This is a genomic window from Dolichospermum heterosporum TAC447 (assembly GCF_024584745.1).
GTDB classification, from domain to species: domain Bacteria; phylum Cyanobacteriota; class Cyanobacteriia; order Cyanobacteriales; family Nostocaceae; genus Dolichospermum; species Dolichospermum heterosporum.
Genome location: NZ_CP099464.1, coordinates 925721 through 948253 on the forward strand (window position 1 = coordinate 925721; position 22533 = coordinate 948253).

Here is a 22533-nt window from a genome sequence, read left to right on the forward strand (position 1 = left end):
TTTGCAGTATAATAATCCATGTAGGTTAGGTTGGCGTTAGGAAACCCAACATTTACAAAACTTCCTTAGCTTGCACTATCCCTTCACCCAACCTACAATCTTATAAGTTATTTAACGTCATGAATAAATTGGATAACTGGCAATAATTCTGTGACGATAATTATAATTTGGGATTCGTTTAATTTACCTTGAGTTTGAAATTCTTGCAAAAGATTTTGACCATCTATAAATTCTTGGACTAAATAAAGTAAACCATCTTGAGAAAAAAATGCGAGTAAGTCTGGTATTTGGGAATGTTTTCCCAAGTCTTGCAGCCTGACGGCTTCTTGTTGAAATAGTTCTGTAGCTTTTTGTAAGGCTGCGCTTCCGGCTTGTTGGGGTAAAAACTGTTTAATGACGCAGGGGGTGTTTAATCTTTCTTCATCTATTGCTCGAAAAGTCTTGCCAAAACCACCTTCTCCCAGGAATTCAATCGGACGATAGCGATCTCGTAGGACTATTTTACCGCCACAGTTTTGACAAAAGCTAGTACCTTGGGGATTTTCGTAATTACATTGAGGATTGAGACATTGACTCATGGTAGCTGCTGGGTATATCTAGTAATGATTATAGCATACTACTGTCTGATAGCGTAGCATAGCGCAAGCCATATCATGATATCCACCGATTTAAGGATTTTCAGGATAATTTTGTTTGATGTTATGTTCTTTGGAATTTAGATTTTTGAGAACATTTATTCTATCTAAATGGTAATTTCGACGATATTTTTGTTATTGCTGACTATTCAAATCAAAATCTTTCCCATTCCCAAAAGTCTCCAACAACAATCCTGAAAATCCTCAAATCCTGAAAATCCTGATTCAGACAATATTATTCAAATCAAAATCCTTCCCATTCCCAAAAGTCTCCAACAACAATCCTGAAAATCCTCAAATCCTGAAAATCCTGATTCAGACAATATTATTCAAATCAAAATCCTTCCCATTCCCAAAAGTCTCCAACAACAATCCTGAAAATCCTCAAATCCTGAAAATCCTGATTCAGACAATATTATTCAAATCAAAATCCTTCCCATTCCCAAAAGTCTCCAACAACAATCCTGAAAATCCTCAAATCCTGAAAATCCTGATTCAGACAATATTATTCAAATCAAAATCCTTCCCATTCCCAAAAGTCTCCAACAACAATCCTGAAAATCCTCAAATCCTGAAAATCCTGATTCAGACAATATTATTCAAATCAAAATCCTTCCCATTCCCAAAAGTCTCCAACCACAATCCTGAAAATCCCGAAATCCTGAAAATCCTGATTCAGACAATATTGCTTATTAAATATTCAAATCAAAATCCTTCCCATTCCCAAAAGTCTCCAACAACAATCCTGAAAATCCTCAAATCCTGGATATCCTGATTCAGACAATATTATTCAAATCAAAATCCTTCCCATTCCCAAAAGTCTCCAACAACAATCCTGAAAATCCCGAAATCCTGGATATCATCTCGACTTCGCTCGATAACCACCTGATTCAGACAATATTTTGCTTACAAGCCACCGCAAAACGTTCAATTCCCGCTAAATCAGCATGAATAGAAATATTGCCATAATTCCCGTTACTTACCAATAATTCCCGCACCATTTCCGCCTGTCCTGCCATCATTTCAATTAACCACAGCCCTCCAGGACGCAAATAATCAGGGGAAACATTAATTAAATGACGGATATAGTCTAAACCATCTGCACCACCATCTAAAGCTAAATGAGGTTCATGTTTAACCACTTCTGGCTGTAAAGTTAAGACAGTATGACTAGGGATATAGGGTGGATTGGATACCATACCGCTAAACTGACCCTTGAGAGATTCTAGAGGTTGCCACCAAGAACCCTGATAAAATTGAATCCGTTCCCGAAAACCCAAATTTTCAGCATTGGTTTGAGCTACGGCTAAAGCAGCGGGACTAATGTCTACAGCATGAATCATCGCATCTGTAAAGACTTCAGCTAAACCGATGGATATCGCCCCACTACCCGTCCCCAAATCAGCCCAATGTCCAGCTTTCATTCCACCATTAGCAGCAGCCACAGCCAAATCAATCAATATCTCTGTTTCTGGTCTAGGAATTAAGACCGCATTGGATACCGTGAGTTGAAACTTTCGCCAAGCCGTCATTCCCGCAATATACTGCACCGGTAAACGGTCATCTAATCGCCTTTGCCACAATTGCTCTAATTCTGTTAAAGACAATTGTATGGGAATTTCCTGCCATGTTTTGAAAGACTCTAAACGCAGTGCCAAGCGGTCTAAATTAGCTATTGTTAATAATAGCCAATCTACCTCCATTGGGGATATATCCGCAGCTATAGCCGATTGAATTGCGGTTGTTCGCCACTGCCAAAGTTCTAATCCAGAAACCTTATAATTTGGCTTTAACATATCAGGAGGTAAAAATGATTTTCTATTTTTTGGGTTGAGCGGGAACTATGGAACGAATAAATTCTATTGATTCCCGTGAAGGAAACAAGAAAATTTTATTAGTGCTGGGATCATTACTGCTACTGAGTGTGTCAATCACTCTATACAAATCTAATACTTGAATTTCTGTATTAGCTGCTTCCTGTGGTTTAGCCTTTTTAAATGCTTCTAAAAGAGCCACTGCTTGTTCTTTTTCAAAATAGAAGGGAATTAATCGCTCCTTTCCTGCTTGTCCTTTGGGAATTGTTAAATAGCTATTGTCTTGCTTAAATTTTGGCACAAACAAAGGAATACCATCAAATTTTTTGTCTGTTTTACCACTGGTATTCAGCATAATTATTGCTTGATCCACTTGTTGTTTACTAGGAACTAAGCTAAAAACTACATTAGAGTCTTTCTTCTTATTATTTTCTACAACTAATTTATAGTATTCTGCTAAAGAAAGAGGTGTGATTCTAATAGTGCTTGCTAACTGAGGATTTTCTTTTTTTAGTCGCTGTTCTAGAAAAATCTGAGCATCTTTCTTGCTCAGAAAAAAGCCTACCTGGGAAATAGTCTTTGATTGATTTTTCCTAGAGATAACTACAAATTCTCCTTGGGCATTAGTTAGTGTAAAAACGGGTACTTCTTGTAAAGTTTTTACCACTTGCTCCTGTGGTAGAGCTAAGGCTTGCAGGTTATTGATTCCTAATATTCCGCCAAACATCACACTACCAGCCAAACCCAATGTCAAGCCCCAACGTACTAATAATTTCATGCTCACTCCTCACTTCAATAATTTCATGAATGCCAGTAATTAGACAAATTGTCAGATTTATATACCAATAACTAGTTTTAGTCATATAGCAGACCATTTATTTTACAAAAAACTTATGGTAGCTATTTGGTATCAACTATCAATTCTCAAAATAGGATTTTGTCAAACCTTTTGGCGGTGATGATATTATCACCTCTAGAAACTGAATATACACATTAAAGTTATTTTATTTTTATTTTTGCTTGGCTATTCATTTCCATTACCCCACCCAAAAGCCTGAAAACCCTATTATATGTCTTCTCTAGGAAGAAAGAAGATCCTGATGTTTTCCCATTCCATCCTGTATTTAATGACGCTCTGATTACATCTAACGTTCCAAAAACCACCAAAAAGCAGTTGATTAGGTGTTTGGCGGTTTTGGGAGGTTACAAGTAGTGAGACAGAATTAATTACACAATGTCATTGCGTTAGCGCAGCGTGGCGTTAGTCATATGCAACGAAGTGAAATGAAGCAATTCCCAGGGTTGTGATTGCTTCCCCTCCCTCGCAATGACTGTAAATATTTTTGTCCAATTACTTAATTTATGCCAGTTACCAGATTAATATACAGTTAAAATCAAGATTTAACATTGATACTATTCTCATCCAAGAATGAAGCCAAAATTTATCTATGAACCTGAAAAACGTACAAAAGTTATAGTTAAACAACAACAATTAACGACAGTCAGATTTTAGAAGCCACCGGAAGTGGGAAAATAAGATCATGCCAAAAGAAGACCTAGAAAGGAAAAGCCGATAATATGCACTTGAGTGAAATTACCCATCCTAACCAGTTGCATGGGTTGTCAATTCGGCAGTTGCAACAAATTGCCCGTCAAATTCGTGAGAAGCACCTACAAACCGTAGCAGCCTTTGGAGGGCATTTGGGTCCTGGTTTGGGCGTTGTCGAATTAACACTAGGACTTTACCAAACCCTAGATTTAGATCGGGATAAAGTCACATGGGATGTGGGACATCAAGCTTATCCCCACAAATTAATTACCGGACGCTACAGTAATTTCGATACTCTCCGTCAAAAAGATGGCGTTGCAGGTTATCTCAAACGCTGCGAGAACAAATTTGATCATTTTGGCGCAGGACACGCTTCTACCAGTATTTCCGCTGCTTTAGGGATGGCTTTAGCCCGCGACTTAAAAGGGGAAAAATTTAAAACTGTTGCTGTAATTGGTGATGGGGCCTTAACAGGGGGTATGGCGCTAGAAGCCATTAACCACGCTGGACACCTCCCGAAAACTAATCTCCTGGTGGTTCTCAATGACAATGAGATGTCCATTTCTCCTAACGTGGGGGCGATTCCTCGTTATCTGAATAAAATGCGTCTGAGTGCGCCGGTGCAATTTCTCTCCGATGGAATTGAAGAACAGTTAAAACATCTGCCTTTTGTGGGTGATTCCCTGTCTCCCGAACTTGAGCGCATCAAGGAAGGGATGAAGCGGTTAGCAGTTCCCAAGGTCGGCGCTGTTTTTGAAGAATTGGGCTTTACTTACATGGGTCCAGTTGATGGGCATAATTTAGAGGAATTAATTGCCACATTCCAACAAGCACACCAAATTACTGGCCCGGTTTTGGTTCATGTAGTCACAACTAAGGGTAAAGGCTATGAACTAGCAGAAAAAGATCAAGTCGGCTACCACGCTCAAACTCCCTTTAATTTGGCTACTGGTAAAGCGATTCCTTCTAGTAAACCTAAACCTCCTGCTTACGCTAAGGTCTTTTCTCATACTTTAGTAACACTGGCGGAACAAAATCCTAAAATTGTCGGTATCACAGCCGCAATGGCTACTGGTACAGGCTTAGATAAACTACAAGCTAAATTACCTAATCAGTATATTGATGTGGGTATTGCTGAACAACACGCCATTACTTTGGCTGCTGGTTTAGCCTGTGAAGGTATGCGTCCTGTGGCTGCTATTTATTCCACTTTCTTGCAACGTGCCTTTGACCAAATTATTCACGATGTTTGCATTCAAAATCTACCTGTATTCTTCTGTTTAGATCGGGCGGGGATTGTTGGGGCTGATGGTCCGACTCACCAAGGGATGTATGATATTGCTTATCTGCGTTGTATCCCGAATATTGTGGTCATGGCTCCCAAGGATGAGGCGGAATTACAACGGATGGTTGTAACTGGGATTAATTACACAGATGGACCTATTGCTATGCGGTTCCCTCGTGGCAATGGTCACGGTGTCCCCTTAATGGAGGAAGGCTGGGAATCCTTGGAAATCGGGAAGGGGGAAATTCTTCGTCAAGGGGATGATGTGTTGATTGTTGGCTATGGTACGATGGTTTACCCAGCAATGCAAGCGGCGGAAATTCTCAGCGAACATGGGATTGAAGCAACTGTAATTAATGCTCGTTTTGTTAAGCCTTTGGATACTGAGTTGATTTTACCTTTGGCTAAACAAATTGGTCGGGTTGTGACTTTGGAGGAAGGTTGTTTAATGGGTGGTTTTGGTTCTGCTGTGGCTGAGGCTTTACTTGATGCTGATATTGTTGTCCCTGTGAAGCGGATTGGTGTCCCTGATATTTTGGTAGATCATGCTACGCCGGATCAATCTTTTGCAGCATTGGGTTTGAGTAGTCCTCAAATTGCGGAAACTGTTTTACAAGCTTTTTTTAAGAAGGAATTAGCTGGTGTGAAATAGTTTTTATGCTCTGAATCAGGATTTTCAGGATTTGAGGATTTTCAAGATTTAATTATTTGGCGTTGGTAGATAAAAGTATAAATTCGTCTCACGCAAAGGCGCAAAGAGTAAGAGTTTGAAAAATGGAATTTTTGATGTTTATACCTCAATTTAACAACGCCAATTATTTTATATGGATTTCCTTATCCTGTTTATCCTTTTATCTTGGGTATCCTGATTTGGGAACAGGGAACTTTATACTAAAAACGGTTTTAGTTTTATATGGCTAACACTACGCTACCAGCAAACCCTACATAAATAAATGCTGACAATTCAAACCCCTCTCCACGACTGGAAAGGGGTTAATTGTTACTACTGAAAATTCAATTCCAGCAATACTTAATAAGCGTTTTGTAACTCGTAAAAATCAGGTGAGATGTAATCCTTTCGTAAGGGCCAACCTACCCAATCTTCTGGCATCAAAATCCGTTTCAAGTTAGGATGACCTTCATAGATGATGCCATACATATCATAGGTTTCCCGTTCTTGCCAGTCTGCTGTTTTCCAAATCCAGTAAACTGAAGGTACAGAGGGATTTTCTCTGGGTAAAAACACTTTCACCCTGATTTCTTCAGGACGGTCAGCATTATCACTAACTTTGAGTAAATGATAAACACTTACCAATTCTTCTCCTGCACCTAAGTCAATACCGCCCTGAAATTGCAGATAATTAAACCCATAGGCGTACAAAGCTGTAGAGATGGGAAGTAGAAAATTTGCAGGGACTTTAATTATTTCTACTCCGTTAGCGTCAAGTTCTACAAACTCATGGAAAAAGCCATTTTCCGCTAACCATTGGGAAACTTTACCGGGTTGAATTAAAGCTGATTCCGCTACGGGAACTGGTTTCGATTCTTCTTCAGCCACGTGCTTGTTCCTCCTTCTGTGTCTTTGCTGTCAACAGTCCTGGGGGTACAGCCATACCAATTGCTTCGGTTAGTTCCTTGGGCGGGTTAAAGCGAGTATCTGACTGCATATACTTACCCGTTAATATGTCGGGAACTGGTTTCATATTATGAGTTGTACTGTAGTAACGGTGGACTTGCTTGATGTTATCCCGTTCCTGCATGGACTCGTTGGCAATTTTCTTCCGCAGTTTAATAATTGCGTCAATAATCGCTTCTGGACGGGGCGGACAGCCAGGCAAATACACATCTACAGGAATTAGCTTATCAACTCCGCGCACTGCTGTCGGGGAGTCAACGCTAAACATTCCCCCAGTGATTGTACAAGCACCCATAGCAATCACATACTTGGGTTCGGGCATTTGTTCATAAAGACGCACCAATTGGGGAGCCATCTTCATGGTAATTGTCCCGGCAGTGATGATTAAATCGGCTTGTCGGGGGCTGCAACGGGGAATTAACCCAAAACGGTCAAAGTCGAAGCGAGAGCCGATTAATGCCGCAAATTCAATGAAGCAACAAGCTGTACCAAATAGTAAAGGCCACAAGCTAGAAAGCCGCGCCCAGTTGTAAAGGTCATCAACGGTGGTTAAAATCACGTTTTCTGACAGTTCGTGGGTGACTGTAGGACGTTGAATGGGGTTGATGATTTTTTCTGTGTCCTGGGTGATGATATGAGAATTTAAGACCATTCCAAAGCTCCTTTCCGCCATGCGTAAACTAAGGCGATGATAAGAATCGAAATAAAGACTAGGGCTTCGATAAATGCCAATAAACCCAAACGGTTAAATGCAACTGCCCAAGGATACAAAAATACTGTTTCTACGTCAAAAACAACGAAGACTAGAGCAAACATATAGTAGCGAATGTTGAACTGAATCCAAGCTCCGCCAGTAGGTTCTAGTCCGCATTCGTAGGTAGTGCGTCTTTCTAGACTGTTCCCACTGGGTCTAAGAATTTTTGAGGCTGACAGTGCTAGGACTGGTACTAGGCTACACAGGATGAAAAAGCCTAGAAGGTACTCGTAACCGCTAAGAACAAACACAATGTTTTTCTACCGCTAATGGTGTAAGGTAATAAGCTATCAGTTATCAGTTTTATGGCTTGATAGGTGGCAACTGACAAGTGTTCAGTGAAATATATGGATAATGTTCTTTTACATTATATCTTTTAGGGTTTTCTGAAATCTGGGCAACAGAGTAGATCCTTGTATTTGAATCCTTTTGATTAGTGATAGAAAAGTCCAACAATTATGTCATAATTTGTAACGTATATTTAACAATTCCCCTAAAGCGAGACTAAAAGCCATGAGTGAACAAGCTGAACAAGCTATGGAAACTCCAGTGTTAGACCGCTATGAGTGTCGCTCTTGCGGCTATGTTTATGAACCTGAGAAGGGAGACGATAAAAGTGATGTTCCCCCAGGAACACTTTTTGCGGAACTACCGACAAATTGGCGTTGTCCAGTTTGCATAGCCAAGAAAACTGCTTTTGCGAATATTGGACCGGCGGGTACTGCCTCTGGTTTCAAGGAGAATTTGGGTTACGGTTTAGGTGGTAATAAGCTGACACCAACTCAAAAGAACATTTTGATTTTTGGGGCTTTGGCTCTGGGATTCTTGTTTTTCATTAGCCTTTACGGACTACAGTAAAAACAGCTATCTTTATTTACGAGCAACAGGGAACAGGGAACGGGGAACGGGGAACAGGAAGAACTTCTCTTTGTAGGGAATTCGACAAAAATCTACCAAATTTAGGAAAACCTCAGTAATACTGATGCACTCAATTGTAAAAAAGTGGCAAAAGTTTGTTGCCGCATTAATAGTAGTTATCGCTTGTATTGGGTGTAGTAGTGTTTCTTCTCTTAGCTACAATCCCTGGCAAGTGATTAATGTTCCCACGGATGCAAAGTTGTTAGATATTGGCTTTACTGGTAACTCTCAACATGGTTATTTGGTGGGTGGTAATGCCACTCTCTTGGAAACTAATGATGGTGGTGAGACTTGGCAACCGCTAAAATTAGAGTTGGATGATCCTCGATATCGGTTTAACTCGGTGAGTTTCTCTGGTCAGGAAGGTTGGATTGCCGGAGAACCTTCTCTGCTACTCCACACTACTGATGAGGGTAAGTCTTGGTCACGGATTTCTTTAAGCGAAAAGTTACCTGGTAATCCAATTGCCATTACAGCACTAGCTGAAAATAAGGCGGAAATGGCTACTGATGTTGGGGCAATTTATCAAACGATAGATGGTGGTCAAAACTGGAAAGCTAATTTGGAAGCCGCAGTTGGCGTGGTGAGAAACCTAGAGCGATCGCCCGATGGTAAGTATATCGCTGTTTCTGCGAAAGGGAGTTTTTACTCCACTTGGGAACCTGGTCAAGATGCTTGGCAACCCCACAACCGCAATAGTTCCCGTCGTTTGGAAAATATGGGTTTTACTAACGATGGACAAATGTGGTTGTTAGCACGGGGTGGTCAGGTGCAGTTTAGTGATCCGACAAAACCTGAAGAGTGGTTAGAGGGGGAATATCCAGAGTTATCTACAAGTTGGGGTTTACTGGATTTAGCTTATCGGACACCTGAAGAAATTTGGGTCGGTGGTGGTAGCGGTAATTTACTCCGCAGCACTGATGGTGGTAAAACTTGGGAAAAAGACCGTGATGTAGAAACAGTTGCAGCTAATCTTTACAAAATTGTATTTTTTAGCCCTGATCAAGGCTTTATCATTGGCGATCGCGGTGTTTTACTCAAATATAACCCCAAACCAGAGGCAACAACAGCCCCAGCGGCTTAATTACACCCAACTATGGATGTATTCGCCAGAAGAAAGTTGTAAGTTGTAACTCTGTCTAAACTTTGTAGGATAATAAACTCAATAATAGTTTTTGATAAGGGAGTGAAATAAATGGCAGGTACCACTGGAGAACGTCCGTTTGCTGACATCGTTACCAGTATTCGTTACTGGGTAATTCACAGCATCACCATTCCCGCATTGTTTGTCGCTGGTTGGTTATTTGTCAGCACTGGTCTGGCTTATGATGTGTTTGGTACACCTCGTCCTAATGAGTATTTTACTCAAGTCCGTCAAGAAGTGCCAATTGTAAGTGATCGTTTTGACGCAAAAAAACAAGTAGAAACATTTATTGGAAAGTAATTTGAGATCATGACTAGCGGTAATAACATCAATCAACCAGTTACCTATCCCATTTTTACAGTCAGATGGATCGCGGTGCATACCTTAGCTGTCCCTACTGTATTCTTTTTGGGCGCGATCGCCTCAATGCAGTTTATCCAACGCTAGGAGTTAATCATGGAAAGAACGCCTAATCCCAATCAACAACCGGTTGAATTAAACCGTACCTCTCTCTATCTTGGACTACTATTAGTCTTCGTTCTGGGAATTCTATTTTCCAGTTACTTCTTTAACTAACTGGACTTTTTAACGTCAGTTGCTAGTTAGGTAATAGGTAATTGGTAATAGGTAATTGGTAATTGGTAATAGGTAATAGGTAATAGGTAATTGGTAATTGGTAATTGGTAATAGGTTACAGAAAGAATATTCTCAACTGACAACTGACAACTGACAACCGACAACCGACAACTGACAACCGACAACCGACAACTGACAACTGACAACTGACAACCGACAACTGACAACCGACAACTGACGACTGACGACTGACAACCGACAACTGACAACTGACGACTGACAATTGACAATTTTTGTAAGTGAGGAAAAAACTGTGTCTGGAAGTGGAAGAATTCCTCTGTGGGTCGTCGCTACGATCGCAGGATTAGGTGTAATAACTGTTGTAGGTATTTTCTTTTATGGATCTTACTCAGGAATTGGTTCTTCAATGTAATCCCATAGCAGGGAACAGAGAATAGGGAATAGGGAACAGGCAGTTTGAAAGTCTTTTGTGTTATGACTTTTTTCACCAATTTCTGTCCTCACCTACCTGGTAACTACTATTCTGGAAGAAGATAGCAATTAAAAATACAAAAAACTGGATTTTTGCTTGATTATCATTTCTGAACTTATTCTGCAAAAATCGCTATAAAAACCGCCTAAATCAACGATTTAGGCGGTTTTGTTTGTAAATAAGTAATTGGCGAAAAAATCAAGTAACCGAACGTGAATTCGGTGAACCCCAACCCCTCTCCGTGTCGAACTCACGTTAACCAATTACCCATACTCTAATTAAGCAATATCTTCGCTTTCAATGTATGAAAACAAAAATGCGAAAATAACTGCTGGTAAAACCAAGCCAGTTAGGGGAACGAGGATAGAGGGTAAAAAGGAGGAATAAGCCAAAATAGTAGGCAAAAATGAACTTGACATAGAATTAGAGTCCTGTAAAGTCTTACTACAATTCAAATTGAGCTTACTGCAAAACCCTCCCTAATTTGCCAAATTATCAAGATTTTTAACACAGCTTTTTACATTCCCAACATTTCATCCAGTTCTATGGTTGGTAAATTAGGGGGAATTACTGACTTAACAATGGTGAATTTGTCACTTTCTTGCTGAGTAGTCTGATCAAGAGCGATCGCCGATAAGCGAATTTCTAAGCAGCCAAAAGGAACTTTGAGGTAAATTGCCGTTTCTTCTTCTCCCCAAGCATTAGAACGTAAATCTGATAGAATATGTGGTCCATCCAGGAGACTCCGAGTTTGGTAATCTTCCACCCATAACTTAATAGCTAACGCAGATGAAACTTCGGGTATTGTTACACGCACCATTACAGATGTACCCGCAACAAGTTCACCCTCTGGTAAAGACAATTGGGGAGTTGGTAAAGACTCCATGATCACGCCAGATTTCTCCGGTGTAGCTTTATCCTCCGAGACAAGAGAATAATTATGATCCTCTATCACTTCATCACCCAAGTTATCCCCATCCTCTGTCACCACCAGATTATCTATAACTATTTCTTGAGACAACCATCCCGGCTGGGTTGTGATTGGACTGGTGATAGTGACTATTTCCGGTTCATTAAGTTCTAAAAGAAGATTGTCAGCAAGAGAATCTACCTGAGTTGCTATTTCCTCATCAGCATCCTTGTCTAAGGATTCTTCAGAACCAGCTTCAATTAACAAGTATCCTTGACTGTCCACCCATTGTTGTAAGAGAGAGGAATCCTCCTGAGAATCAACCACATTCAATTCCTCATCCTGGGGAATTAAGTAATTTTCCTGAGAATCAACCACATTCAATTCCTCATCTGCGATCGCAAACTCCTGCTGTAAGCAGTTCCCCTCCGCCACAATTCCCGCGATTAATTCCGCATAGGATGTGTCCTCCAGGATAGACTCATCAATTGGTGATTTCAATATTTTTACTGATGAAGTTCCTAAAGTCGGTAAAATTGGAGATTTATTCAGAGGTGCTAATTCTTTCTCAACAACATCTAACTGATCAGTGACTGTTTCCCCTGGAGTCCGCTTAACCTGCAACCGTTTCAAGTAAGGTAAAGTAGCATGGACTGGTTTAATTACCAACTTTTTCAAATCAATTGGATGAATAGCCAGGGTTTTTGCCAGAGAGTTTGGTGGCGAATCAGTAGTAATCTCAGGTGTGGGATTTTGAGGTAAATTTGGTAATTGTGGTGAAAAAACTTTCAAGGATACCAGAGGTTTAATCTGGGGTGGCAAAGGTTGGTTTGGAGAGGGCTTTAAAATGTGAAACTGGGCTAAATTTGGCGTTTTAGCCACATTAAAAAGTTCTAATCGAATCTTGATAGAGGGCTTAGGCTTAATCGGTGAATTTATTTCTGGTAAAGCGTAACTGGAATGGGATGGGAAAGTTTGTCGTGCTAGTAATTCAGTGACATTGGCTGTAATCGTGAAGGTATGATTAGCCAAAAGAATGATCTCACCAACATCAGTTAATGCACCATATAAATTAATATCTGCTAAAAGTAACTTAGATTCACAGTTGAGGGGAATATTAATCAAACTGCTAAAACCAAAAGGTAAGACTTGATTTGTTAATGGCTGCTGAATCCGGTTGATAACTTTTGATTCTAAGGGCGATCGCAATGCAATTTCTAGCCGGAGTTGGTAAAGTCCCCCCAGAGAAAATCCTTCATCTTCCAGATTCTCTATTTCATTTACTTCCACATCACCATGAATCGTAAAATTGTCCCCCCAACGAACAATATAAGTATCTTGATCTAAACTCAGATTCAGTAGTAGAGGTGGTGGTAAAATCGGCGCATTTTCAATAGTCTCCTCATCTAGTAAGGGTTCATCTTCAGGTAAAGCTAAATCTAATAAGTTTTGTAAAATCTGCTCAGTTGTTTCCCCCTTAAACCAGACGGGAGTACCGTGATTCATCACAATACTGACTTCAGTATCAGCATCAGTCGCCACAGCCAGATCACCTTCCTCAACCAGTTGAGGAGGCAGTGTAGGGCTAGTTTCTAGGGGTGATACCTGAATAATGAGGGTACGTTGCCAGGACTGACCCAGCATATCTGACATAATATCCCCAGAGCAGCGTAATTCCCAAATCCCTGGTTTAAAGTGGGTAAAAGGAATTACAGCCATCAGTCCTTCACTATTAGTCCGGCGCGATCGCTTCAGAAGTCTCCGCTTCGGCGGAACCTCTTCAGTAGATATATGGGTAACTCGCACATCAACATCCGTATTATTTAGACCAGAACGAGCCAAAACTCGGTAATTACCTGCCCAAATCTCCAAATTTGACGACTCCAACGTGCGCCAAGTATGATCCCCCTGTTTCTGTATCAGAAATTGCCAGTTTTCCATTATAAATAACGCCTAAACCGAAGAGCAGCCAATAAATATTTTGCATTAACCTGCTTGTCAGTTTAACCTAGCTATCTTTTCTTAACCTACTTATAGCGATTTTGATAATAAGCCACTATCTGCTTAAACTTTTCCCGACTTTCCGCATCAGCAGTTGGTGTCCATGAAACCCATAAGCCAGAAACTTGACTTTGGTTGTAATCAAACTCCACAGATGTTTGGGAAATTAGTCCCACTTCCACACCTACCACCTGACGAAGATGCGCCGCCACTTCCCGATATACAGCCAAAGGTAAACCAGCAAATGTTATTTGCTCTTGTAAATTCATAGCTATGAAGCCACCCCCACAAGATTTCCCATCGGCTTCACCATCGAAATAGGATTACCCACAGAAGCTGTAGTAGCTGGTTTAGATACTTTAACTGGTTGTTCCCCTACTTGTTTAGCAACTTCCACACCGTACTGTTCCAAAATCACAGTCGGATTAGAGCCTTTGCCCATTTCAATCCGTTTTACCAACACCCCATTCACCAGTCTTTGTCCTGGTTGTACATATCTACTATTTGGCTCATCCGGTACTTGTACAATTGCTTGAGGTACTTTACCAATTAAAATTACACCAGTCACAATCACACCTTTAGCCGTTTCTGGTTGTGGTGCTGGTGGTAATATCGTCTTCAGTTTAGGAGACGGTACAGATCCAGCCAAAACCGTAGGTAAAACTGGTCTGATCAAGGGTTTTCGGGCGATCTGTAATGGCTTCTTCGGTAACAAAATTACGGGTTTAGTTGCTATTGTTTTTATTGGTTTCGGCTGAGTTGCTGTAGGTAAAGGGGGTAATTTAGGAACAGCAATTTTCTCCCCAGGGAGCTTAGTTGTTGTCACACCTATTGACTCTACAATTTGCCCAAAAGGATCAGTTCTTCCTCTCTGTACCACCAACAAACGCTCCGTACCATTTGTTGGTTGAATCAAACTGTCAACTGAACCAGGACTCACGGGTAGTTTACTAGATACAAGAGGATTATTAAAAGGTTGAGTCAAAGACGGTAGCTGTGCCGGCTTCGGAGTAGTTGCTTGAAGACTAAGATTTGATTGAGGACTGGCAGGATTAGTAGCTGTTGGTGGTTCACCTACAGTACATCCAGTAAGTACCAAGGTTGTTAAAATAGCTGCGGCAGCAATATGGGAATTTTTACTCATTAGCTGTTCTTGAAAACTATAGGAAAGTTTGTTTATAGGAATATAATGTTGCTGATCAGCCCTTATTTTAGACCACAGGCTTAATTCTGTCTTCTTTATAACCTAAATTTTGGTATTTCGGAATCCCATTCCATAACTAATCTTCTGCCGCACCAAGCATAATCTTTTTCAACAAGTCTAAGCCTTTCTTGACTTGGCGAGAAACTGTGACAACACTAATATCTAAGTGTGCTGCTACTTGTTTTTGAGTTAAATCGTACAAGAACACACACTCAACAACCTCACGAGTCCGTTTTTCTAACTTAATCAGAGCTTGTTGTAAACGAATTTGGTCTTCTTGAGCTAGTTGAAAACTGCGATATTTAGTATCTGGAACTAACTCACCCAAACAAGTAGAACCTTCTTCCCCATCTTGTATAGGTACATCCAAACTTAAAGGGGCGCGATTAATCCATGCTAATTTAATTTCTTGCCATTCACTCAGAGAAATTTGCAATGCCACAGCTAATTCCCTATCAGTAGGTTGGCGATTATATTGTTCACGGAGAGAACGAGAAAGCCCAACAGCTTGTTGTTGTAGTGCTAACCACCGTCTGGGTATTCTTACAGTTACACCTTTATCTCGCAGATAGTGTTGAATTTCACCCCGAATATAGGGCATCGCATAGGAACTAAAAGCATTGCCCTTAGTAAGTTCAAATTTCTCAATTGCTTTAATTAAGCCTATACAGCCTACTTGAATAAGATCCTCATAGCTCTCATCGCACTGATTAATCCAATAATACGCTTCCTTTCTGACTAGTCCTAAATTGAGTTGTACTAGCTGATTGCGGACTCTTTCAGAACGGGATTGTTGATACTCCCCCAACAACTGTGAAATTTTATGTTTGAGTTCATTATTATTTGTTTCGTTTGTAGTTGTATTAGTCATAGCAGTTTGATTTTTAAACAAGTAAATTGGGTATATAGTTGCTTTTAAACTAGTAGTTCGTCAAATTTATTTTGACGGGTAATGATCGGAAAAAACTTCTGTTCTTCCCTCCCCTGCCCCCGGTGCCTCTCTTCTCCCCCTGCTTGCCTTCACCCGTCATTTTCGGGTTGACAGACTACTAGCGGCGATCGCAGTTTTTTTCTTTCTTTTGAAACGTTGCCCGTGTTCTCCTTTCTCGGAGAAACTGCCGTAAAAATAAGAACTAAGTAGGTTGGCATTAAAAATTGTCGTTGGGGCAAGGGAACAGGGAACAGGGAACAGGAAGAGAGTTTTGGGCGATTTTACTTTTCTTCACATACCTTTAAATTTTTCGGTTCACCTACTTATATTCGGCTAGATGTAGAGATACAGAATTGAAGCCACCCTATGTTACGTATCAGGGTATGTACTGGAATGAGATAGAGAGCATCGAGTAAAGGCTATATAGGGTTTGCGGAATAAGTCTTCTAGTGAAGGGAGGTAACAGGTGCTACGCCACGAGGACAGTTTCAGATATCTGTCATCCCCAAACTTTTAAGTTTATTAGAGGTAAAATGCTCCTTTTGGTACTACCCCCTCAAAAACCTTACACCTATTTTCCTTTTTATCAACCTCAAACCTTTGATTCATTTACGTTTGACGTTTTTTCAGCAGTCCTTATACAGCAAGAGACTTTTAACTCTTGACTCCCGCTCGTATGTCAAGTGCAAGTTTTACCTCTAAGAAATTGCCGTAAATATGTTAAAAAGTACGATCAGTAATAGTAATATCATTACAGTTTTTCTACTTAACTAATCTAAGTAGGTTTCGTAATTTATTAGATAATTGTCATAAATTTAAAATATACAATTAGCCATTTAATATTAAACCGGGATTGTACTTAATTTAACTAATTAATCATAAGATTTGGTTATATGTCTTGGGATAAGTAGTGAGACAGAATTAGTTACACAATGTCATTGCGTTAGCGCGGCGTGGCGTTAGCCATATGGAACGAAGTGAAATCAAGCAATTCCAAGGGTTGTGATTGCTTCCCTTCCCTCGCAATGACTGTAAATATTTTTGTCCAATTACTTACTAAACACCGTTGAGACATGGACTTTTACAAAATTACGAAAAACCTAGATTTGTAGGGGTAAAGCAAGAGCTTCATAGGTGTCAACTTAACGTAAAACAGGTGGTTAGAAACCGCGTCTACACAGGCAAAACCCACCTGCGTGGGTTTCAATCCTTGATTTTTCCTTAGTCCGCGCAGGCGGACTTTGTTTGTGTAGCCGTGTATCCCTGACGGGTGCCGGAGGCATCTTTCCATTCGCCAGGGCTTAAATTGACACCATTAAGCTTTTGCTTTACCCCTACCCACAGAATCAAATTATTAAGCCGTTTTGAGTATAAAAAAACCAAGATGCACATTGATAGCTGAGTACATCTTGGCTGGGGTAATTATCACAAATCAATTCTTGTGACTCCTGAATTCATTTTCAACATCATAGAGGTATATTAAGTTACTAAATTGCTAAAATATTTATACAGTATACGCTCCTATGATGTTGTATCAATATTTAGGAAAGGGGTTCAATACGTGCGTAGAACAAACCACGAATCTTCACTTCTTTAGGTTCACCTGCACCTAAATCTGTATCAGAAGGTTGTTCACTTTCAAAAGTTCCAGCTATTTCACCAGAAGTATTGTCTACTTTGGCTACTTGTAAGGAAATTTTACCTGGGAGAATTTCTGCACGTTTAACATTAGTACGGGTCAATTCTTCATTATCAGATCCGGCTGGTAAAGCTACAGCGTTATCATAGCCACTGACCACGCCACGACCTTTAGGGTCTAAGAAAGCAGCGCCACGATAGGAAGGTACTTTAAAAGTTCCTTCAAAGTCAGTGGACGTATTGATGCTAGTTAAATTAGGTTGTGTTTGTGCAACTAAGTTTTTGATGGTAAATAAGAAGGGTACTAGTTCACCACCAGGAAGTTTAACGGTGATAGCTTGGAAGTCCAGACCATCTTCCTCCTTAAAGGTTAAGCTCTTGTCTGCATTACTGATTAGCTGACCTTGTACTTGGTCAATGGTAGAAGTATATCTAGTCATAATTTTACCAGGTACAAATTCTGCTTTTTGACGTTTGTTGGCAGGTTCTTCCTTAACAAAGAAACTGGTTGGTTCTAAACAAAGTTCTTTGATGCTATACTTCAAGCTGGGATCAATAGCAATTGAACCACGACTAGTTTCTGCTAGTTGGGGGCATTTGTTAGCCAAGCCAGTGCCACGAATTTGTTCGTAAGTGAGTACATCACGGACGCTAGTGGAAGGTTCATCACTGCAAGCGGTGATTAGCCCTAAGCATAGAGCCAAGAAAGCAACAATTAAAGCGCGATACCTCATGGTTAACCTCAATCTCAAAAAGTTAATATTTAAGTTGTCAAACTGCTTTAGTAAACGTACTTGGACGCATTGCGTTCCTGAGTCGGGAATTTAAACCATAGACTAAGCAGCGAACCACATCCATTTTGGATGATGTATGTGTTTTCAGGACATACAACAAGAGTGTTTGGATAGGGAAATTAGCCAGATCATACGATTTTTTTTAACTCAAAATCAAAGCGCTCTAGTGGTTAAATTTGGCTGTTGTCCAGCACAAATCATGAAAAAGCCTTCTCTACCTTAGCATCAAGGATTCTCCTTACCTGAGAATAGTTAGAAACTTATATATTCAGGAGTTCAGGGTGCAGTCCCTACGCTCTTTTAGTAGTCGGGAGTGCTGGATGGCTTTTGACCTAATTTTTGTCTCTCATTTCACTGCATAAGTAGGTGAACGGCAAAAAGCCGTAGACGCGGAGCGGCTTCTCACAAAAGTATGTAACGAAAAGTAAAGTTGCCCAAAATTTGTTCTCTTGTCCGTGAGTTCGGCCAATAATTTTTAACGCCAACTTACTGACCGCTATATACAGCAAATAGCAGATCAATGAGGTAAAGCCAGACACCAAGACGGTTTTACTCCTGACTCTGAAACTCCAGTAATTCTGCTGTATGACTCTTTTGTTGATCAATTTAGGGACTTTTCCAGTATCGTATTAGTTTTATGGAGTAACCCGTTCCATGAACCATGATCAAAATTATGCATCTGGGGATTTGTCCTGCCAGCTACAGGCGATTTCCGGTGCGGTTAAAGATGTAGCTCAGAACTGTGAAGGAGATGTGATTGCATTATTAGGTTTGTTACGTCATTTAGAAAAGTTGCACAAAGAAATTCGGGATGGAGTATTTCAGGAAAATTTGCCGACTAATCGCCAAAGATTATACTCGCTGCTTCGAGATATTGAGTCTGAGGGGGGTTGGCCTTATATTGCGCGAATGCGAGTACAAGCTTTGTTAGTAAATTTGTCGGAGGAAGTTAGTGATGAGGATAATCTTCCCAAATATACTCATGATGTTTTCAAAGTTGATGACTCGTTAGAATAGTTCAATTTATCTTGTAGATTGGATTGATATTCATAAGAGGGTTGCATGGCTGGGATATTATCAGTTTCTCGGACAAATTTAGCTCAACGCCGCCAAAAATTACGCCGGCAGCGACAACTCAAAATTCTTCAGGCTATTTGGCGGACACTGGCTGTAACTGGATTTGCTGCGGTTTTATTCTGGGGGGCAATCCAACCGATGTGGGTGTTAAAGGATTCGGGGCAAATAGTGATTAAATCTGGTGGTCAAGTTTTGACGCAAAAGGATATTTATTCATTGTTGGGGTTGTCGTCTCCTCAGTCTTTATGGCGAGTTCAACCTGCCCTAATTGCTGATTCTTTAAGAAAACAACCGAACATTGCCCAAGCTACGGTTAGCCGCCGTTTATTACCTCCTGGTTTAATTATTGAAATCCAGGAACGAATACCAGTGGCGATAGCTCAAATAACTGAAGATCAAACGGTAACTAGTTGTGTGCTAAATCCGGCTTTCACGGGCAAGTCTACTGAGGTTAAGTCTTGTTTACAAAATAGCAGTACGGCTAAGAAACAAAATGAACTGGGTTTGTTGGATGCTAGTGGCGTATGGATGCCTTTATCAGGCTATATCTCCATTAGCCCCAAGTCCAAATTACCTCGACTCATAGTAATTGGGGCGATCGCCCAATACCAGCCATTCTGGAAGCAACTTTATGAAGCTATCAGTAGCAGTTCTCTCCAAGTGACAGAAATTAATTTTCAAGATCCTACGAATTTAATTTTGAAAACTGAATTAGGAAATGTGCATTTAGGTAGCCCTAGCAATAGATTAACTGAACAAATTCAAGCACTTGTCCAAATGCGCCGTTTACCAAATGAAGTTAATCCTAGTAAGATAGATTACATTGATCTCAAAAATCCTGCTATTCCATTAGTACAAATGAATCAAAAAAAATCAGGCTTAGTGATCAAGAAATCAGACTTACTGAACAAAACACCAATCCGTTGACAATCAACATTTTTGCTTTCTGCCTCCTTCTGCCTGTGCCTAGCTCAACAGACAAATCATCTAAACTAGTAACTTCAGTTGCTAATTTCATATTTTTGTAAATTAGGTATATATTACACATATAGATATGGGATTCTTTAGCCATTAGTTACAAAATCATGCCAGAGGTTGTAAAGTTAGTAACTAAAAAACATTCATCAAAAAACGTGGGGAGGTTATTAAAAATTATTACTAGTACACTGTCGGTTAAGTCAATGAACCATTCTCAATTGCCAAAAAGCTTGCTCAACGAACGCCCTGCGGTACTAGCATTAAACTCTATCAAACAGTTAATAACCAGTTGAATATCTGCTGTCAAGCAGTTCCAACAGCTTAAAATCCATAGATAGGGTTGTTTTGTTATGGTGGGGGCTACGGAGAAGTTTAGCTAACGCTATTGTTGAATTAATCTGTTGCTGATAAAAAGGATGAGATCAATGAATGTCTATACTTTTTGGAACTATACTTTTTAAGAATAGGGGGGAGTCAGCAAAATCAGGGGTTGATATGGAAGGAGTCACATAAGTTAGGAATCACTGAGTAAAATCCTGTAATCAACAGAGTTTCATAATCAATTGATGTCTTAACTATCTTGGCAGTTGCCAGATCATAAACTGTAAAGCTAATCAACAATCCATAAGTAAAAGGGTTAGCCGGCAATAGTCTGAATATCTGAGCCTACAACTGAGGTTTTATACCTCTTTCATGGACAAATTATCACATTTTAACCTGCCATCATATAGGCTGGGAAATAGCAAAAAAAATAAAATCCACTGCCAAGACAAATTTTGGCAATTGGTTGACTCGTAGGTGAATTACACCGAAAAAAGTCGTTTATATACCTTTCACAAATCCAATGACACTTGATAATAACCAAGGGCTGACTAATAACTCTCAAACTCCAGGACAACTAGGGTTCTCCCAGGCTGTGAACTCAAATAATCCCTTTAGTAACTCTGGGCTGAATTTTGCCCAAGTTAAGGATAGCAAGAGAATTTCTCCTGAAAATAGCGGTATTGGTGAAATTGTGCCAGGCCGTGTTGCTAATATTAAGGTGATAGGTGTCGGTGGTGGTGGTGGTAATGCTGTCAACCGCATGATTGAGTCTGATGTGTCCGGTGTTGAGTTTTGGTCAATTAACACTGATGCTCAAGCTTTGACTTTAGCGGGCGCTCCTAGTCGCTTGCAAATTGGACAAAAATTAACTAGAGGACTGGGTGCGGGAGGAAATCCGGCGATTGGTCAAAAGGCGGCGGAAGAATCTCGTGATGAAATTGCTACTGCTTTAGAAGGCGCGGATTTAGTATTCATTACTGCTGGTATGGGTGGTGGGACAGGTACAGGTGCAGCCCCAATTGTGGCAGAAATAGCCAAGGAAATGGGCGCTCTTACTGTTGGTGTGGTGACTCGTCCATTTATCTTTGAGGGACGCAGACGCACTAGCCAAGCAGAACAAGGGATTGAAGGCTTGAAAAGTCGGGTAGATACCTTAATTATTATTCCCAATAATAAGTTATTGGAAGTCATTCCTGAACAAACTCCCGTGCAAGAAGCTTTTCGCTATGCTGATGATGTATTGCGTCAAGGTGTGCAAGGAATTTCTGATATTATTACCATTCCTGGATTGGTCAACGTTGACTTTGCTGATGTGCGGGCTGTAATGGCTGATGCGGGATCGGCTTTGATGGGAATTGGTGTGAGTTCGGGCAAGTCTAGAGCTAGAGAAGCAGCGATCGCCGCAATTTCTTCACCTTTGCTAGAATGTTCTATTGAAGGAGCCAGGGGAGTTGTCTTTAATATTACTGGTGGTAGCGATCTGACCCTTCATGAAGTTAATGCTGCGGCAGAAACAATCTATGAAGTCGTTGATCCTAATGCCAATATTATTTTTGGAGCGGTAATTGATGACAGACTGCAAGGAGAAGTCAGAATTACTGTAATTGCAACTGGATTTACAGGTGACATCCAACCTCCATCAGCACAAACCGTAGTTACCCCTAGAGTTGTCACACCCACTTCCACAACTACTAGAAGACCCTCACCACTACAACAACCTGTCAATAACCCCAGTCCAGTTGTAGAACAACCAAAAGAAAAACCTTCCTTGGATATCCCCGATTTTCTGCAAAGACGACGAACACCACCAAAAAATTAAATGATAGTGGATATGAGATTTTAGATTAAATTTACAGTCTCAGTTGAGGCTGG

Annotated in this window: 23 protein-coding genes; 10 read left to right on the forward strand and 13 right to left on the reverse strand. The window is 40.4% G+C overall.

Going from position 1 to position 22533, the window contains the following annotated elements; translation table 11 throughout:
• Nucleotides 1–107: 107 nt before the first annotated feature.
• From NG743_RS04190 to NG743_RS04200, 3 genes are all read right to left on the reverse strand, one after another.
• Nucleotides 108–578 carry a protein kinase domain-containing protein gene (locus tag NG743_RS04190; RefSeq protein ID WP_257121577.1) on the reverse strand — a complete coding sequence of 157 codons (471 nt, stop codon included), beginning with the start codon at nucleotides 576–578 and terminating at the stop codon, nucleotides 108–110.
• Nucleotides 579–1525: 947 nt separating this feature from the next.
• A complete protein-coding gene (gene prmC / locus NG743_RS04195) occupies nucleotides 1526–2431 on the reverse strand; it encodes a peptide chain release factor N(5)-glutamine methyltransferase (protein WP_257121578.1) in 906 nt (301 codons plus the stop codon).
• Between the two features lie 22 nt (nucleotides 2432–2453).
• Complete coding sequence (locus NG743_RS04200) at nucleotides 2454–3227, reverse strand: Tic22 family protein (RefSeq protein WP_027404725.1); 774 nt, start codon at nucleotides 3225–3227, stop codon at nucleotides 2454–2456.
• A gap of 800 nt (nucleotides 3228–4027) precedes the next feature.
• Here NG743_RS04200 and dxs point away from each other — a divergent pair.
• Nucleotides 4028–5935, forward strand: coding sequence for a 1-deoxy-D-xylulose-5-phosphate synthase (dxs, locus tag NG743_RS04205; protein WP_027404724.1), 1908 nt, complete (start codon nucleotides 4028–4030; stop codon nucleotides 5933–5935).
• 378 nt (nucleotides 5936–6313) lie between these two features.
• Here dxs and NG743_RS04210 read toward each other — a convergent pair whose 3' ends face one another.
• The 3 genes from NG743_RS04210 to NG743_RS04220 are packed head-to-tail and all read right to left on the reverse strand — an operon-like array spanning nucleotide 6314 to nucleotide 7924.
• On the reverse strand, nucleotides 6314–6841 hold the full coding sequence (locus tag NG743_RS04210; protein WP_027404723.1) for an NAD(P)H-quinone oxidoreductase subunit J: 528 nt from the start codon (nucleotides 6839–6841) through the stop codon (nucleotides 6314–6316).
• Nucleotides 6834–7571, reverse strand: coding sequence for an NADH dehydrogenase subunit K (locus NG743_RS04215; RefSeq protein WP_193962103.1), 738 nt, complete (start codon nucleotides 7569–7571; stop codon nucleotides 6834–6836). The genes NG743_RS04210 and NG743_RS04215 overlap by 8 nt, the downstream gene beginning before the upstream one ends.
• A complete protein-coding gene (locus NG743_RS04220; RefSeq protein ID WP_027404721.1) occupies nucleotides 7562–7924 on the reverse strand; it encodes an NAD(P)H-quinone oxidoreductase subunit 3 in 363 nt (120 codons plus the stop codon). The genes NG743_RS04215 and NG743_RS04220 overlap by 10 nt, the downstream gene beginning before the upstream one ends.
• A gap of 262 nt (nucleotides 7925–8186) precedes the next feature.
• Here NG743_RS04220 and NG743_RS04225 point away from each other — a divergent pair, with 262 nt between their 5' ends.
• The 5 genes from NG743_RS04225 to psbL all read left to right on the forward strand — a co-directional run bounded on the left by NG743_RS04225 (nucleotide 8187) and on the right by psbL (nucleotide 10311).
• A complete protein-coding gene (locus NG743_RS04225; protein ID WP_027404720.1) occupies nucleotides 8187–8531 on the forward strand; it encodes a rubredoxin in 345 nt (114 codons plus the stop codon).
• A 124-nt stretch (nucleotides 8532–8655) separates the two neighbouring features.
• Complete coding sequence (locus NG743_RS04230; protein WP_027404719.1) at nucleotides 8656–9675, forward strand: photosynthesis system II assembly factor Ycf48; 1020 nt, start codon at nucleotides 8656–8658, stop codon at nucleotides 9673–9675.
• Nucleotides 9676–9786: 111 nt separating this feature from the next.
• Nucleotides 9787–10035 (forward strand): cytochrome b559 subunit alpha, encoded by a 249-nt coding sequence (gene psbE / locus NG743_RS04235; protein WP_027404718.1) that lies wholly within the window; start codon nucleotides 9787–9789, stop codon nucleotides 10033–10035.
• A 9-nt stretch (nucleotides 10036–10044) separates the two neighbouring features.
• Complete coding sequence (gene psbF, locus NG743_RS04240) at nucleotides 10045–10182, forward strand: cytochrome b559 subunit beta (RefSeq protein WP_010997987.1); 138 nt, start codon at nucleotides 10045–10047, stop codon at nucleotides 10180–10182.
• Nucleotides 10183–10191: 9 nt separating this feature from the next.
• Nucleotides 10192–10311, forward strand: a complete 120-nt coding sequence (gene psbL / locus NG743_RS04245) for a photosystem II reaction center protein PsbL (protein WP_015081482.1) — start codon at nucleotides 10192–10194, stop codon at nucleotides 10309–10311.
• Between the two features lie 26 nt (nucleotides 10312–10337).
• On the opposite strand, the gene NG743_RS04250 is transcribed toward psbL, so the two are convergent.
• Nucleotides 10338–10601, reverse strand: a complete 264-nt coding sequence (locus tag NG743_RS04250) for a hypothetical protein (RefSeq protein WP_257121579.1) — start codon at nucleotides 10599–10601, stop codon at nucleotides 10338–10340.
• Between the two features lie 23 nt (nucleotides 10602–10624).
• Here NG743_RS04250 and NG743_RS04255 point away from each other — a divergent pair, with 23 nt between their 5' ends.
• Nucleotides 10625–10744 (forward strand): photosystem II reaction center protein J, encoded by a 120-nt coding sequence (locus tag NG743_RS04255; protein ID WP_015081481.1) that lies wholly within the window; start codon nucleotides 10625–10627, stop codon nucleotides 10742–10744.
• 338 nt (nucleotides 10745–11082) lie between these two features.
• On the opposite strand, the gene psaI is transcribed toward NG743_RS04255, so the two are convergent.
• The 6 genes from psaI to NG743_RS04285 all read right to left on the reverse strand — a co-directional run bounded on the left by psaI (nucleotide 11083) and on the right by NG743_RS04285 (nucleotide 18222).
• On the reverse strand, nucleotides 11083–11223 hold the full coding sequence (psaI, locus tag NG743_RS04260; protein ID WP_071992853.1) for a photosystem I reaction center subunit VIII: 141 nt from the start codon (nucleotides 11221–11223) through the stop codon (nucleotides 11083–11085).
• A gap of 98 nt (nucleotides 11224–11321) precedes the next feature.
• On the reverse strand, nucleotides 11322–13655 hold the full coding sequence (locus NG743_RS04265) for a hypothetical protein (protein ID WP_257121580.1): 2334 nt from the start codon (nucleotides 13653–13655) through the stop codon (nucleotides 11322–11324).
• A gap of 86 nt (nucleotides 13656–13741) precedes the next feature.
• Nucleotides 13742–13984 (reverse strand): hypothetical protein, encoded by a 243-nt coding sequence (locus tag NG743_RS04270; RefSeq protein ID WP_027404716.1) that lies wholly within the window; start codon nucleotides 13982–13984, stop codon nucleotides 13742–13744.
• Between the two features lie 2 nt (nucleotides 13985–13986).
• A complete protein-coding gene (locus NG743_RS04275; RefSeq protein WP_027404715.1) occupies nucleotides 13987–14859 on the reverse strand; it encodes a hypothetical protein in 873 nt (290 codons plus the stop codon).
• A gap of 136 nt (nucleotides 14860–14995) precedes the next feature.
• Entirely contained in the window at nucleotides 14996–15790 is a 795-nt protein-coding gene (locus NG743_RS04280; protein WP_027404714.1) for an RNA polymerase sigma factor SigF, read from the reverse strand.
• Nucleotides 15791–17391: 1601 nt separating this feature from the next.
• The gene (locus NG743_RS04285; RefSeq protein ID WP_257121581.1) at nucleotides 17392–18222 is read right to left on the reverse strand and encodes a photosystem II manganese-stabilizing polypeptide; all 831 of its coding nucleotides are present in this window, start codon (nucleotides 18220–18222) and stop codon (nucleotides 17392–17394) included.
• A gap of 714 nt (nucleotides 18223–18936) precedes the next feature.
• Here NG743_RS04285 and NG743_RS04290 point away from each other — a divergent pair.
• The 3 genes from NG743_RS04290 (at nucleotide 18937) to ftsZ (ending at nucleotide 22480) form a co-directional block, all read left to right on the forward strand.
• On the forward strand, nucleotides 18937–19299 hold the full coding sequence (locus NG743_RS04290) for a hypothetical protein (RefSeq protein WP_027404712.1): 363 nt from the start codon (nucleotides 18937–18939) through the stop codon (nucleotides 19297–19299).
• A 45-nt stretch (nucleotides 19300–19344) separates the two neighbouring features.
• Nucleotides 19345–20286 (forward strand): cell division protein FtsQ/DivIB, encoded by a 942-nt coding sequence (locus NG743_RS04295; RefSeq protein WP_027404711.1) that lies wholly within the window; start codon nucleotides 19345–19347, stop codon nucleotides 20284–20286.
• Nucleotides 20287–21181: 895 nt separating this feature from the next.
• Nucleotides 21182–22480: a cell division protein FtsZ gene (ftsZ, locus tag NG743_RS04300; RefSeq protein WP_027404710.1), complete on the forward strand. Its 1299-nt coding sequence runs from the start codon at nucleotides 21182–21184 to the stop codon at nucleotides 22478–22480.
• Nucleotides 22481–22533 lie beyond the last annotated feature (53 nt).

Bases quoted from the DNA above. Each gene is read 5' to 3' on its own strand.
- NG743_RS04225 (WP_027404720.1), top strand. From the start codon at position 8,187: ATGAGTGAACAAGCTGAACAAGCTATGGAAACTCCAGTGTTAGACCGC.
- NG743_RS04230 (WP_027404719.1), top strand. From the start codon at position 8,656: ATGCACTCAATTGTAAAAAAGTGGCAAAAGTTTGTTGCCGCATTAATA.
- psbF (WP_010997987.1), top strand. From the start codon at position 10,045: ATGACTAGCGGTAATAACATCAATCAACCAGTTACCTATCCCATTTTT.
- ftsZ (WP_027404710.1), top strand. From the start codon at position 21,182: ATGACACTTGATAATAACCAAGGGCTGACTAATAACTCTCAAACTCCA.
- dxs (WP_027404724.1), top strand. From the start codon at position 4,028: ATGCACTTGAGTGAAATTACCCATCCTAACCAGTTGCATGGGTTGTCA.
- prmC (WP_257121578.1), bottom strand. From the start codon at position 2,431: ATGTTAAAGCCAAATTATAAGGTTTCTGGATTAGAACTTTGGCAGTGG.
- NG743_RS04215 (WP_193962103.1), bottom strand. From the start codon at position 7,571: ATGGTCTTAAATTCTCATATCATCACCCAGGACACAGAAAAAATCATC.
- psbE (WP_027404718.1), top strand. From the start codon at position 9,787: ATGGCAGGTACCACTGGAGAACGTCCGTTTGCTGACATCGTTACCAGT.
- NG743_RS04270 (WP_027404716.1), bottom strand. From the start codon at position 13,984: ATGAATTTACAAGAGCAAATAACATTTGCTGGTTTACCTTTGGCTGTA.
- NG743_RS04265 (WP_257121580.1), bottom strand. From the start codon at position 13,655: ATGGAAAACTGGCAATTTCTGATACAGAAACAGGGGGATCATACTTGG.
- NG743_RS04200 (WP_027404725.1), bottom strand. From the start codon at position 3,227: ATGAAATTATTAGTACGTTGGGGCTTGACATTGGGTTTGGCTGGTAGT.
- psaI (WP_071992853.1), bottom strand. From the start codon at position 11,223: ATGTCAAGTTCATTTTTGCCTACTATTTTGGCTTATTCCTCCTTTTTA.
- NG743_RS04280 (WP_027404714.1), bottom strand. From the start codon at position 15,790: ATGACTAATACAACTACAAACGAAACAAATAATAATGAACTCAAACAT.
- NG743_RS04295 (WP_027404711.1), top strand. From the start codon at position 19,345: ATGGCTGGGATATTATCAGTTTCTCGGACAAATTTAGCTCAACGCCGC.
- NG743_RS04190 (WP_257121577.1), bottom strand. From the start codon at position 578: ATGAGTCAATGTCTCAATCCTCAATGTAATTACGAAAATCCCCAAGGT.
- psbL (WP_015081482.1), top strand. From the start codon at position 10,192: ATGGAAAGAACGCCTAATCCCAATCAACAACCGGTTGAATTAAACCGT.
- NG743_RS04285 (WP_257121581.1), bottom strand. From the start codon at position 18,222: ATGAGGTATCGCGCTTTAATTGTTGCTTTCTTGGCTCTATGCTTAGGG.
- NG743_RS04290 (WP_027404712.1), top strand. From the start codon at position 18,937: ATGAACCATGATCAAAATTATGCATCTGGGGATTTGTCCTGCCAGCTA.
- NG743_RS04275 (WP_027404715.1), bottom strand. From the start codon at position 14,859: ATGAGTAAAAATTCCCATATTGCTGCCGCAGCTATTTTAACAACCTTG.